11 protein-coding genes are annotated in these 13,379 nt (G+C 37.8%); 8 read left to right on the forward strand and 3 right to left on the reverse strand.

What is annotated here, in order from left to right; translation table 11 throughout:
- Positions 1–164 precede the first annotated feature (164 nt).
- Entirely contained in the window at positions 165–1,511 is a 1,347-nt protein-coding gene (locus ACFYKX_RS17595; RefSeq protein WP_389362382.1) for a S8 family peptidase, read from the reverse strand.
- 182 nt (positions 1,512–1,693) lie between these two features.
- Between ACFYKX_RS17595 and ACFYKX_RS17600 the strand changes: the two genes are divergently transcribed.
- Positions 1,694–1,945 (forward strand): sigma-G-dependent sporulation-specific acid-soluble spore protein CsgA, encoded by a 252-nt coding sequence (locus ACFYKX_RS17600; protein WP_389362383.1) that lies wholly within the window; start codon positions 1,694–1,696, stop codon positions 1,943–1,945.
- Positions 1,946–2,216: 271 nt separating this feature from the next.
- Here ACFYKX_RS17600 and ACFYKX_RS17605 read toward each other — a convergent pair whose 3' ends face one another.
- On the reverse strand, positions 2,217–3,026 hold the full coding sequence (locus ACFYKX_RS17605) for a TraR/DksA C4-type zinc finger protein (RefSeq protein ID WP_389362384.1): 810 nt from the start codon (positions 3,024–3,026) through the stop codon (positions 2,217–2,219).
- 291 nt (positions 3,027–3,317) lie between these two features.
- On the reverse strand, positions 3,318–3,848 hold the full coding sequence (locus ACFYKX_RS17610) for a YceI family protein (protein ID WP_389362385.1): 531 nt from the start codon (positions 3,846–3,848) through the stop codon (positions 3,318–3,320).
- 319 nt (positions 3,849–4,167) lie between these two features.
- On the opposite strand from ACFYKX_RS17610, the gene ACFYKX_RS17615 reads away from it, so the two are divergent.
- The 7 genes from ACFYKX_RS17615 to ACFYKX_RS17645 all read left to right on the forward strand — a co-directional run bounded on the left by ACFYKX_RS17615 (position 4,168) and on the right by ACFYKX_RS17645 (position 13,322).
- Positions 4,168–4,860: a FadR/GntR family transcriptional regulator gene (locus tag ACFYKX_RS17615; RefSeq protein ID WP_389362386.1), complete on the forward strand. Its 693-nt coding sequence runs from the start codon at positions 4,168–4,170 to the stop codon at positions 4,858–4,860.
- Positions 4,861–4,920: 60 nt separating this feature from the next.
- Positions 4,921–6,240 (forward strand): FAD-binding oxidoreductase, encoded by a 1,320-nt coding sequence (locus ACFYKX_RS17620; protein WP_389362387.1) that lies wholly within the window; start codon positions 4,921–4,923, stop codon positions 6,238–6,240.
- 2 nt (positions 6,241–6,242) lie between these two features.
- Positions 6,243–7,598: a (Fe-S)-binding protein gene (locus ACFYKX_RS17625; RefSeq protein WP_389362388.1), complete on the forward strand. Its 1,356-nt coding sequence runs from the start codon at positions 6,243–6,245 to the stop codon at positions 7,596–7,598.
- A complete protein-coding gene (locus ACFYKX_RS17630; RefSeq protein ID WP_389362389.1) occupies positions 7,598–9,052 on the forward strand; it encodes an FAD-linked oxidase C-terminal domain-containing protein in 1,455 nt (484 codons plus the stop codon). The genes ACFYKX_RS17625 and ACFYKX_RS17630 overlap by 1 nt, the downstream gene beginning before the upstream one ends.
- Before the next feature lie 389 nt (positions 9,053–9,441).
- A complete protein-coding gene (locus ACFYKX_RS17635; protein WP_389362390.1) occupies positions 9,442–11,619 on the forward strand; it encodes a malate synthase G in 2,178 nt (725 codons plus the stop codon).
- 94 nt (positions 11,620–11,713) lie between these two features.
- A complete protein-coding gene (locus ACFYKX_RS17640) occupies positions 11,714–12,493 on the forward strand; it encodes a fumarylacetoacetate hydrolase family protein (RefSeq protein WP_389362391.1) in 780 nt (259 codons plus the stop codon).
- A gap of 61 nt (positions 12,494–12,554) precedes the next feature.
- Positions 12,555–13,322 (forward strand): IclR family transcriptional regulator, encoded by a 768-nt coding sequence (locus ACFYKX_RS17645; RefSeq protein WP_389362392.1) that lies wholly within the window; start codon positions 12,555–12,557, stop codon positions 13,320–13,322.
- Positions 13,323–13,379: the final 57 nt, after the last annotated feature.

A 13,379-nucleotide genomic window follows, 5' to 3' on the forward strand; every position in this document is an offset into this window, starting at 1 on the left:
GATGAGAAGAAACATGAAAAAGCCCTACTGTCGGCTTTTTCAAAAGCGGTTTCTTCTTGCTTTGTGGCATCTTTTCTTCCCAAATAAAGAAACAGTACCATAACCCGTTTAAAAGCAGTTTAAAGTACTTAAATAGCAACAAAGTTTACGAAAAGAGCCTTATATTATAAATCCTCAGCAATCCTTAAAGCTTCATTCACATCTATTAAGCCATAGCCAAAATACTCATCATGCCCCCGTGGCCCCATATCATAAGCGGATTTTTGAAGGACTCGATGTATTTGTTTATTGGTTAACTCAGGGTTTACAGAGAGTAACAAGCCAGCTAGTCCAGCTACGTGGGGAGAAGCCATGGAAGTACCAGATAATGCAGCATATCGATTTTGGAAATACGTACTTGGAATTTCAACACCCGGTGCTGTTACATCGATATAATAGCCGTAGTTTGAAAAATTTGCTTTATGGCCTGTGTAACTTATAGCGCCAACACTAATCACTTCATCAAAAGCAGCTGGATAACTAGGTTGGTCCGTGTTGTCATTACCTGATGCTGCCACAAGGACAACTCCGTTTTTAAATGCATAGGATATAGCCTCATGCATCATGGTAGCTGGTTGATAATTTCCTAAACTTAAATTAATGACATCGGCTCCGTGGTCAGTGGCCCAAATAATCCCGTTTGCAATATCGTAGGAACTTCCATACCCGTCCTTGCCTAATGCTTTTATTGGCATGATTTTATTAAACCACGTAACACCAGCCATTCCCTCACGATTATTTGTTTCAGAAGCAATGATGCCTGCAACATGTGTGCCATGTCCATTATCATCATCAGGGTTATGATTATCATCGATTGCGTTATACCCTTTTGTGAGCCTTCTTTTTAAATCAGGATGATTAAGGTCAACGCCTGTATCCACCACCGCGATAATAACATCCTTCTTTCCTCTTGTTATGTTCCAACCCTTTTCTATTTCAATTGCAGGTAAATTCCACTGATATCTTTCTGTATAAAAAATATCATTGGGTGCCGTGATTTGGTTTTGTAAAAATATATAGTTCGGCTCTGCAAATTCAACAATTGGGTTCTCTCGAAAATACTGAACTAGTTCAACGGTCTTTAGACGATTACTTTTGAATTCATACATTAAGTTTAGCTTCGCTTTGTAGTCGCCATCTATATCCTTTTTCATCTTGTCTAATTCACGTTTCGAAGGTTTTTGCTTGAATTTTACAACTGCCTGATGTTCATGGAAATGACTTTCATTTTTCTCTTTATTGTGTACGATGGTGCGAATATCTTCATTTGAGTGAAATTCATTTAAGAGGGAAGTATCACGCACACTGTTAATATTCAATAAGGTTGTATCCAACTCATTTGGGCGATATTGCTCAATGCTTGTTACATTAAATTGTCTAGCTTCATCTTTAGTAGTAGAACCTTGAAAAAGCATGTATGCTCCGAAAGCTACTATAAAAACAGCTCCAACGATTAAAAGAAATCTTCCCATTTTCTACACCTCAGTATGTTCGTATATGTATTATGGTGTGCTGAAATAAATAAATCATAATGGGAATGATATGCAGTAATTTTCGGAGTGGAGTTGATAGAAGTCTTAGACCATACATAATTTATTACTGATTAAGAGCATTCTATGGATGTGGAATAAAATTCTTTAAAAGGGGATTTAAAATGAATAAACCTTTAGGATACTTAAGAGAGATTTTATCAAATTACACAGACCGCTCTGACACAGCAGAAGGAATCTATAAAAGAATTGAAAAATATGATTACGATACAGAAATTTCATTTGTTCGAACGTTATCTGAAAAAGAGGTTAGTTTTTTAAACGACATCTTAAAAGAAGAAATTGAACATGCAAACGAAGAACAGGATGAGAAGAGGTCACATGAGCTAAACGAAGTATATGAGTTGCTTATATAAACAAAAAGGCTTCTGTAGTAAACTTTGTTGCTATTTAAGTACTTTAAAATGCTTTTAAACGGATTATGATACTGTTTTCTTTATTTTGGGAAGAAAAGATGCCATGAAGTAAGAAGAAACTGCCTTTTGAAAAAGCCGGCAGTAGGGCTTTTTGATGTTTCTTCTCATCTAAGTATTGATGAAGAACTAACTCAAAATAACAACAATCTATGCGAAAACAGCCATAAAAAAGGACAATGACTGAACATTGTCCTTTTTCATGGCTTGATTATTATTGGTCAGGAGATCGGCCGCTAAGTGGGCTACTTCTTCTTCCTGGGTCTTCTTCTTCGACTTCAACATAAGGATCATGTTCAAAAGCAGGTAAATCTCCGAAAGTTGTCATGATTCCTTCTTCATCTAAGGCATCTTCATACTTTTCGTGTTGCTTATTCGGATAAACAGTAATGTTTTTCCCTTCAATATCTACTCCAACAAAATTTTCGAAATCTTCGACATATCCTACATTTTCTCCACTTTCGATATAAACATCGTTATAGTGATCCATGTTAGGATAAGCAAGGTCCGATGGAGTTTCCGATGTACCCCAGCTTGAAACCTCTTGCCAACTGTCTTCAGCATCAAAGGAAACCGATTCATCCTTTTCATCATTATCAAACTTCCCAAACGGCGGCATTAATACCCCTTCTTCTAGTGGCCGTTCGTGAGAAGTGACTTTATCAGGTGTGTGATCAATACAGTAAGTTGTAGTCGGTAAAGCCTCTAATCGTTCAAAAGGTATCTCTTTCCCGCAGACCTCACATTTTCCGTATGTTCCTTTTTCAATCGCTTGAAGAGCGTGAGTTATATTTCCTAACTCATTACGATAGTGTTCATTTAATGCTATATCCTTTTCTCTTTCATACAACTCTGTAGCCTCGTCAGCAGGATGGTTATCATAGCTAGATAACTCACCAACTGATTCATGGGCATGACCATAGACTAAGTCAAAATGTTCATTGGATTCAAAGCGCTCTTCAAGATCACTCTTTTGGCTTTGAAGCTGTTGTTGAAATTGAGTAATTTGCTTATCGGTTAGCATGAGTAACCAGTCCTTTCTATTACACATAAAGACAAAATTAAATTTATGTCCTGTAAGCTTTTTATATCAGTCCTTCTTAATTAGTATCAACAATTTAGAAGGTAACATTAAAGGAAATAAGTGTTTTTCCAATTTACTTTATTTATTCTTATATTGTTATTAAGACACTCAAAAAATCCCAAGATAAAATTACCTTTGGATTTGTGAGTATTTATTCTAAACCGGAGTAAAATATATGTAAGCATAAAAAATACAGGTGATACGTTCACCTGTATTTTTAACCTCATATAATTAAGCCTTTTGAGCTTGGATTTGAAGAGAAATTTTTACTTTGTCACCAACTAATACGCCACCTGTTTCTAGTGCAGAGTTCCATGTTAAACCATAGTCCCCACGGTTAATCACACCGTCAGCGCTAAAACCAACTTTTTCATTGCCCCAAGGGTCTTTGCCTTGACCTTCGAACACAACAGAGAATGTTTCTGATTTAGTTGTTCCTCGTACTGTAAGGTCACCAGTCACATCGTATTCTCCATCACCTTTTGCAGTAATAGAAGTAGACTTAAATGTCATTTTAGGATGATTTTCCGCATCAAAGAAATCAGCTGAAACAAGGTGTCCATCACGATCTTTGTTACGAGTATCAATGCTTGCAATATCTACACTGAATTCGATGGATGCTGTAGTTAAATCTGAAGGATCTGCTTCAACTGTTGCACTAAAATCATGAAAAGTTCCTTTTACATTTGAAATCATCATATGTTTTACAGAAAAATCAATACTACTATGTGCTGCGTCAACTACCCAATTTGTTTTTGTCATTATATATTCCTCCCAAAAATGTTTTTAGTTGTTTTATCTTGAACTAAATTATCTTTAATTCGAGATAACTTAATTTAAGATAAATTATATGTGGTTTCCAAGCATATTGTCAAACATTTTTTTATTTCAAAAAAATCTCCCAGTGATTTTGAAGAAACCAATTTAAGTTATAACATTTTGACTGTTTGTTAAATTCAAAAAATTATTGAAAATCATGCATGAGAGTGGTTTAATAATTGTAAACATATAACATATCAGATATGTGATGTCTGAACGGAATTGATTTCTAAAGATTATTCTTTGATAAGGTGGTGAATTTGTGAACGTAGAAAAAATCTCAACAAAAAAAGTTTCAGATTCAGTAGTGGAACAAATTGAAAAAATGATTGAATCAGGATCCTTTTTACCTGGTGAAAAGCTTCCATCTGTTAGAGAACTTTGTGACTTATTTGGAGTAGGACGGTCAGCGGTACGTGATGCCATTACGACATTAAAAGGCAGAGGGGCTGTTGAAGTAAAACAAGGGGAAGGCACCTACATATGTGAGTTTGACTCAAAGAAGATATTTAACAATCATTTATTACTTCCTAGCTCAGGGGATATAAGGGAACTTTTTCAAGTAAGGAAAGTGTTAGAACCAGGAATTGCGGAGTTAGCCGCTTTAAACAGGTCTCAATTAGATTTAGAAAATTTAAGTCATATTCTTTCAGATAAGTCTTTTAACGGGTGGGAGTCAGATTATAATTTTCATTTAACCATCGCTAAGTCAACGGGTAATGAAATCATGGTTCAAATGGTTCAGTTCATCTCTAATACATTGAAAAAAGCAATGATGGACTTTCATCAATTTATTCAAGAGGATGAAATTACGGTAGCTAGTATTGAGAAGCAACATCGGAAAATCTTTGATTCGATTACTTTGGGAGATTCACAGAGAGCAAAAGAATCAATGATTGAACATTTAGATTTAGTGGAACAGCTTTTGCAAAGTAGCATCTTACAGAAGGTGTAAAATTTTTTGAGACATAACCGGAATGGTGTTTGTTATTACGAAACAGCGGAGGTGCAAGGAATGATCGTAACGAACTTAGTTACAGAATTAAAGGAGCTTGTATCTGAGGACCAGATTAAGCCAGGGGAGAGCAGACCCTTAGGGAACACGGGGGAGGTAACCGTATTTCCTAGAACAGAAGAGGAAATTTCCCGTGTACTAAAGTACGGAAATGATCATGAGAAAAGACTTTCGATTACAGGAGGTGGAACAAAAAGAGGCTTCGGTGGTCTAACTGAATCTGCTGATATTGAGCTTTCATTATCTGAATACAAAGGTATTGTAGAGCATACAGTCGGGGATATGACTTTAACCGTTAAGGCTGGTACTAGTTTTAAAGAGGTCCAGGATTACCTAGCTCAGTATAACCAAACAATTTCATTAGATCCTTCATGGCCGGAGCACGCTACAATTGGTGGAATTATTGCAGCGAATGAAAGCGGTCCCAAGCGTTTAGGATATGGATCAGCTAGAGACGTTGTGATTGGTCTAAGAACTGTCTACCCAGATGGTACTGTTATTCGCTCTGGTGGAAAGGTTGTTAAAAATGTTGCTGGTTATGATATGAACAAACTTTTCATTGGATCTATGGGAACTCTAGGTGTTGTGTCTGAAGTAACCGTAAAGCTTCGACCACTTCCGAAATATGAAAGTCTCATTCTTCTATCTTTTCCAGACGGTAGTCATGAACAAATAAGAGAATTTGTTGTAAAGCTTTTAGATTCCATGATGGAACCAGTAACTCTCGAATTGCTTAGTCCACCATTATCCTCAAAGTTGATTGATAAAGAATTATACAGCCTTGCGATAAGTTTCCAAGATGTTGAGAGCTCTGTTCATTACCAGGAGGAATTTGTTAAGAAGATGCAACCTACTGGGACGGAACTTATGGTGTATGCACAAAGTGAAGCCCGAAACTTCTGGGAGAGCTTTTATAAGATTGGACCGAATGGTGCTGTGTATGAGTTGAAGGAAGAAACCGAAGCGTCTTTAAAAATTGGGGTTAAAAACCTTGATGTTTTAAAAGTGATTAAAGAGAGTGAACTTCTTCAGGATTCATATAATCTTCATATTGATGCTCATGGTGGTTTAGGTCACGGCCTATGTACCCTGCATTTGAGAGGGGCAAGTGAGGATATCCTCTCTGCTATCCATCAACTTAGAGAGTCTGTTTCGCAACTCGGAGGTTATGTGATTATTAAGCACTTACCTTTTGTTTTACGTCAGAAGATAGATGTTTGGGGGCAAACCCCTTCTTATTTCATCTTGCTAGAGGGCATAAAATCAAAAATAGATCCAAAAGGTATTCTTAATCCTAAACGGTTTGTGGGAGGGATATAAAGTTGAGTATTAGAGAAGTAGATTTAAATTCAGACCCAGCTTGTTCGACCGGCCTAAGTAATTATTTATTAAAAGATCATCCTGATGAAAATAAGTGGGCCGACTGTGTTCACTGTGGAATGTGTTTAGAGTCTTGTCCAACCTATGAACAAACAGGGCAGGAGCAGCATTCCCCTCGTGGAAGAGTACACCTAATAAAGTCAGTAGCCGAAGGAAAACTCACTGTAAATGAGCATTTTATGGATCCTGTGTTTGCGTGCTTGGATTGCCGAGCTTGTACAACTGCATGTCCAGCGGATGTGGATGTAGGTGGATTAATTGAAGAAGCACGGGGACAAATTCGTCAAGTAATGCCATTAACAGGGGTAAAGGGCGCTGTAAGCAAAGTGTTTTTGGAGGGACTATTCCCACACCAGAATCGATTGAACTCACTTGGTAGCCTACTAAAATTTTATCAAAAGAGCGGAATGCAGAAGGTAGTAAGAAAAACTGGATTAATCAATATCATGCCTCAGCACCTTGTTGATATGGAAGCGATTATGCCTGAGGTAAAAGAGCCAGTTCGTAAAAAATATAAAAATGAAAAAGTCATTAAGGCTAAAGGGGAAACAAAACAGGAAGTTGCGATGTTAACAGGCTGTATCATGGACGTCATGTTCAGTGAAATTAATGAAGCGACAATTAACGTGTTAACACGAAATGGAAATGATGTTGTCATTCCACAAAAACAAACATGTTGTGGAGCCCTTCATGTTCATGCTGGTGATCGAGAGATGGGAAGAAAGCTAGCTAAGCAAAACATGGAAGCGTTTGAGGATTATGAAAAGGTGATTGTTAACGCAGCTGGTTGCGGTTGTATGATGAAAGAATACGCAGAACTTTTCCCAGATGATCCGGAAATGCATGAAAAAGCAGAGGAATTTTCCAAAAAGGTTGAAGACATTTCCAAACACTTATATGAGACAGGTTATGAGAAGCCGAAAGCAGAGTTAAATACACGTATTACGTATCATGATGCTTGCCACTTGGCACACGGGCAAGGTGTGCGTCAAGAACCTCGTGATCTATTAATCTCCATTCCTGGAGTCGAAATGGTACATATGCCAAATGCTGATCGTTGCTGTGGTAGCGCAGGGATTTACAATATTACAAATCCAGAAATGGCAAACGCAGTCCTTGAAAGCAAAATGGAGAATGTTCCAGAAGATGTAGAGATGATTTCAATGGGGAACCCAGGTTGCATGCTTCAAATGGCAATGGGTGTTAAAAAGTATGGTAAGAATCAACGTATCGTCCATACGGTTCAGTTACTAGATTGGGCTTATAAAAAAGAAGATGAGCAAAAGGAGGGGAAATAATGGCCGTAAAGCTTAAAACCAATGATAAACATATTATTAATCTAGCAAAACTTGTAAGTAAACCTAACTCTATTCTTTACAAGAAAGAGGACTTAGTAGCCTATGATTGTGACGGATTTACGATTCATAAGCATTTACCAAAGGCTGTTGTTTTCCCTAAAAATACAGAAGAAGTGGCCGAAATCGTTAAATACTGTACAGCAAATGATCTTCCGTTTCTTGCTAGAGGAGCGGGAACAGGTCTTAGTGGTGGGGCCATTCCGATAAACGAAGAAGTCATTATTAGTCTAGTAAGAATGAGAAAATTAATCAGTGTTGATCTGGAGAATAGACGTGCGGTTGTTGAGCCTGGCTTTGTAAATTTGAAGCTAACAAATTCAATATCTGATAAAGGATACTATTATGCGCCAGACCCATCTAGTCAGTATTGCTGTACAATCGGTGGTAATGTTGCCGAAAATGCAGGGGGAGCTCACTGTCTAAAGTATGGGGTAACCACAAACCATATTCTGGGTTTAGAGGTCGTTTTACCAAATGGTGAAATCATTGAAATAGGGAAAGACGGAATTGCGGATGCTCCTGGATACGACTTGCTGGGATTACTAACAGGATCAGAAGGTACGTTAGGAATTGTAACAAAGATTACAGTTCGAATTTTGAAAAACCCTGAAGCCAAGCAAACGGTTCTTGCGTACTTTGATAAAGTTGAAGACGGAAGTCAAGCCGTATCCGATATTATCTCTGCTGGAATCGTCCCAGCAGCACTTGAAATGATGGATAAAGTGGCTATTGAAGGTGTTGAAGCTGCGGCGTTCCCTGTCGGTCATCCCAGGGATATTGAAGCGGTTTTACTCATTGAAGTAGATGGCATTTCAGCAGGTATTGACGAGCAAATAAATGAGATTCTAGACGTTTGTAAAAAGCGCAATGTAAGAGAAGTAAAAGTGGCACAAGATGAGGCTGAGCGTGGTAGATGGTGGGCAAACCGAAAAACTGGCTTTGGTGCAATGGGAGCCATCTCACCAGACTATTTAGTTCAAGATGGAGTAATTCCAAGAAGTAAGTTGCCAGTGGTTTTAAAAGGGATCAACGATATTAGCGAAAAATATCAGCTACGTATCGCGAACATCTTCCATGCCGGAGATGGAAATCTTCACCCTCTTGTTCTTTTTGATGCAAGAATTCCAGGTGAGACAGAAAAAGCTCTAGAAGCAGGTAGTGCTTGTTTACAGATTTGTGCGGATGTCGGTGGAACCATAACTGGGGAACACGGAGTGGGAATTGAGAAAAAAGAAGAGATGCGATTTGTTTTTAAAGATGAAGAGATTATCGCTCAAACAGATATTCGTGAAGTCTTCAATCCTAAGAATCTTTTAAATGCAGGTAAGCTCTTCCCTACACCAGGACGTTGTGTAGAAATTAAGAAAGAATTAAAGGCTGCAGCGACAACTTAAAAGTAGAGGATATTTCTACTTAAAACACTAACTTTTGTATGAATCTCTAAAATGAAGAATGAAAAATTGAACTAATGTCCAAAAAATAATTATATTAGAATAGTTATTCTTGTTTTAGAGTGAGTGAAATTAGTGTGTATAAATACATTTTTTTGTATAAAAATTACTACAGGAAATGTAGCGAGCTATGTTCCATTTTCTGTAGTCTTAGCAGAACAAAATAATTGAAATTTACTGAAAATTGATTGAAGAACAAGTCAATTTCATGGTATCATTTTTATAAAGAAAGTTTGGAACGGTGTTGCGTAATAGCAAACAACTTAAACATAGGTTGATTTTATATTATGACGTAAACACCAATTAACTAGAATTTCAGGGAGGAATAGTTAATGAAAGACTATGTAAAATCTGGTAATCTTCAAGTGGCATCTGAACTGTACAATTTTATTAATTCAGAAGCGCTTCCGGGTAGTGGAGTGGAGCAAGAGCAATTCTGGAGCAATTTTGAGGCGCTTATTCTTGATTTAGCACCAAGAAATAAAGAGTTATTAGCTCGTCGTGATGAGATTCAAGATAAGATCCATGCTTGGCATAAAGAAAATAAGCAATTTGATTTCGAAGCTTATAAATCATTCCTTGGTGAAATTGGCTACTTGGAGTCTGAAGTTGAAGACTATAAAGTTACTACCGAAAATGTAGACGATGAGGTGGCGCTAGTAGCTGGTCCACAATTAGTAGTTCCAGTTGATAATGCTCGTTATGCTTTGAACGCTGCTAATGCACGTTGGGGAAGCCTATATGATGCTCTTTATGGGACAGATGCAATTAATGAGGAAGATGGCGCACATCGCGAAGGTGGTTACAATCCTGTTCGTGGGCAAAAGGTTATATCATTCGCTAGAGATTTTCTTGATCAAGCAGCACCTTTAGCAGCTGGCTCTCATAAGGATGCAGTTAAATACGAAGTGGTTTCTGGGAAACTTGCTGTTACATTAGCAACTGGTGAGACAACTGGTCTTCAAGATGAAGAAAAATTTGTTGGCTATCAAGGTCAAGCAGAAGATCCATCTACTGTTCTATTAAAAAACAATGGTCTTCATTTTGAAATTCAAATTGATCCGAATTCACCAATCGGTAAGACGGATCAAGCTGGCGTAAAGGACGTTTTAATGGAATCGGCATTAACTACAATCATGGATTGTGAAGACTCTGTTGCCGCTGTAGATGCAGAAGATAAAGTGCTTGTGTACCGCAATTGGTTAGGTCTAATGAAGGGTGATCTAGCTGCAACTTTCAAAAAAGGCGATAAAACGGTTACAAGAAGCATGAACCCAGATCGCAAATATACTGGAGCAACTGGTGAGGAATTAACATTACGTGGACGTTCGTTAATGTTTGTACGTAATGTAGGACACTTAATGACTACGAATGCAGTGTTAGATCATAATGGTCAAGAAATTCCTGAGGGAATCATGGATACGGTGTTAACAAGTTTACTAGCTAAACATTCACTTCTAGGAAATGGTCCATACCAAAACTCAGCAAAGGGGTCTGTGTATATCGTAAAACCGAAAATGCACGGTTCTGAAGAAGTTGCTTTTGCAAATGAATTATTTAATAGGGTTGAAGATTTACTTGGCCTAGAAAGAAATACACTTAAAATCGGTGTAATGGATGAAGAACGCCGTACATCCCTTAACCTTAAAGCTTGTATTAGTAAAGTGAAAGAAAGAGTTGTGTTCATTAACACTGGTTTCTTAGATAGAACTGGGGATGAAATGCACACGTCTATGGAAGCAGGGCCAATGATTCGTAAGAATGATATGAAGGGATCAACATGGCTACAAGGATATGAAAAATCAAATGTAAATGTTGGGCTTTCAGTAGGCTTCCAAGGTCACGCTCAAATCGGTAAAGGGATGTGGGCGATGCCAGATATGATGGCTGAAATGATTAAACAAAAGGTTGGTCACCTTCAAGCTGGTGCGAATACTGCATGGGTACCATCTCCAACAGCTGCTACTCTACATGCTCTGCATTATCATCAAGTTAGTGTAAAGGATGTTCAAAACGAGCTTCTTAAAGGTGTTACAGACTTAAGAGATGATATTCTATCCATTCCTGTAGAATCGAACCCTCAATGGAGCAAAGAGGAGATTCAACAAGAGTTAGATAACAATGCTCAAGGGATTCTAGGATATGTGGTTCGTTGGGTAGAGCAAGGGATCGGTTGTTCTAAAGTTCCAGATATTAATAATGTTGGACTTATGGAAGACCGCGCAACATTAAGAATTTCTAGCCAGCACATGGCAAACTGGTTACACCATGGAGTAGTTTCCGAAGAACAAGTCTTAGAAACGTTAAAGCGTATGGCTAAAGTTGTTGATGAGCAAAATGCAGGAGATGCCGTTTACAGCCCAATGGCTGATGACTACGATAACTCTGTAGCTTTCCAAGCGGCATGCGAGTTAGTGTTTAAGGGGTATGACCAGCCAAGTGGATATACAGAGCCAATTCTACACCGTCGCCGTATTGAATATAAAGCAAAGGTTGCTGTAAATAAGTAATCTGACGGTTTAACACCCGGGGCATTCTAATTGTTGAATGCCCCGTTATAAATTAGCCTTCCAATTATGTGGATTTTTGAGAGGAGATAAAATCATGAAATTTGTTCGATTTAATGCAAATTCCACTTTATTAACAGGTGTACTTGATGGGAACCAAATTAAAGAAATCAGCGGTAATATGTACACCGAGTGGGACTATACAGGACAAGTATTTAATCAAAGCGATGTAAAATTAGAAGCACCTTTACAACCAAACCAAATCATAGGGATTGGAGCTAATTACGTTTCCAAAGTTGAAGATCTTCCTAACGAACTTCCTGAAATCCCTGTGTTTTTCTTCAAGCCAACATCGTCTGTAATTGGACCGGAAGAAAATATTGTGATTCCAAAAGGAACAGAGCAGGTTAAGTTTGAGTCAGAATTAGCTATTGTAATCGGAAAAGAAGCAAAAAATGTTGCTGAAGAAGATGTATTAGACTATGTGTTTGGATATACAGTAGGAAATGATGTAACTGCACCGCGCTTTTTCCACCAAGATGGACATTGGACAATCGGTAAATCATTCGATACCTTTACTCCATTAGGTCCAGTAATTGAAACGGAATTAGATCCTTTTAAAGTTCGTGTTGAAGCAAAATTAAATGGTGTTCAAAAGCAGGATAGTGGAACAGATTTAATGATTGTACCTATTAGAAGAATGATTTCTTATCTAACACAAGTTATGACATTAAAACCAGGTGATGTAATTCTAACTGGAAGCCCTGTAGGAGCTGAGTTTGTCGGTGCAGGTGACATCATCGAGTGTGAAATTAAAGAGATTGGCTCACTAAAGAATACATTTGTATCTGTGAAGGAAAGCGTAAAAACGAATTAACAGGACAGTATGATTGTATGGCATGTAGAAATAAAGTTTTTTTGCACTAGAGGTGAGGGATTTGGAGAGAGAAAATATGGTGAAATCCGTAAGCCGTGCACTAGATATCATTACTCTAGTTGGTTCGAAAAAAGGCGGACTAGGTGTTACGGAAATTTCGAAACAGATAGATATAAATAAGAGCTCTGTTTATCGAATCCTTTCAACTCTTGCTCAGTATGGTTATATTGAACAGGACAATGAAACGGGTAGGTACAAGCTAGGATATAAATTTTTAGAGATTAGCTCAAAGCTTCTTGAGTCAATAGATCTGAGAACAGAGGCAAAACCCTTTTTGCAGGAGCTAGAAAATGAAACAAATGAAGTAATTCATCTAGTTGTGTATGACCAAGGAGAAGTGGTCTATATCGAAAAACTAGAAGGTAATGAAACCTTACGTATGCATTCGAAAGTTGGCAAAAGAGCACCGATGCACTGTACTTCAGTTGGAAAAGCAATCCTTGCATATCTTCCCACTATTACAGTTGTAGATATTCTTGATCGCAAAGGAATGCCGATGCATACAGACAAAACTATCACAAGTAAGGATGAGTTCCTTCAAGAACTTATTCATGTTAAACAAAAAGGCTATGCTCTTGACTTAGAAGAAAATGAATACGGGATTACGTGCGTGGCGGTACCTATTTTTGATCATCTTGGAAAAGTAGTGGCCGCAGTGAGTATATCAGGTCCAACAATGAGAATGACTGATGATAGACTAGAACATTTAAAACTTAGAATGTTAAAAACAGGAGCAGACATTTCCGCAAGGCTCGGTTTCCTTAAATAAAGGCCCTTTTCGTACTTTGTGCTATTTAAATACTTTAAAACTGCTTTTGAACGAATT

Source organism: Cytobacillus spartinae (genome assembly GCF_042865285.1).
Taxonomy (GTDB): domain Bacteria; phylum Bacillota; class Bacilli; order Bacillales; family Cytobacillaceae; genus Robertmurraya_A; species Robertmurraya_A spartinae.

Bases quoted from the DNA above. Each gene is read 5' to 3' on its own strand.
- ACFYKX_RS17595 (WP_389362382.1), bottom strand. From the start codon at position 1,511: ATGGGAAGATTTCTTTTAATCGTTGGAGCTGTTTTTATAGTAGCTTTC.
- ACFYKX_RS17600 (WP_389362383.1), top strand. From the start codon at position 1,694: ATGAATAAACCTTTAGGATACTTAAGAGAGATTTTATCAAATTACACA.
- ACFYKX_RS17605 (WP_389362384.1), bottom strand. From the start codon at position 3,026: ATGCTAACCGATAAGCAAATTACTCAATTTCAACAACAGCTTCAAAGC.
- ACFYKX_RS17610 (WP_389362385.1), bottom strand. From the start codon at position 3,848: ATGACAAAAACAAATTGGGTAGTTGACGCAGCACATAGTAGTATTGAT.
- ACFYKX_RS17620 (WP_389362387.1), top strand. From the start codon at position 4,921: ATGATCGTAACGAACTTAGTTACAGAATTAAAGGAGCTTGTATCTGAG.
- ACFYKX_RS17630 (WP_389362389.1), top strand. From the start codon at position 7,598: ATGGCCGTAAAGCTTAAAACCAATGATAAACATATTATTAATCTAGCA.
- ACFYKX_RS17635 (WP_389362390.1), top strand. From the start codon at position 9,442: ATGAAAGACTATGTAAAATCTGGTAATCTTCAAGTGGCATCTGAACTG.
- ACFYKX_RS17640 (WP_389362391.1), top strand. From the start codon at position 11,714: ATGAAATTTGTTCGATTTAATGCAAATTCCACTTTATTAACAGGTGTA.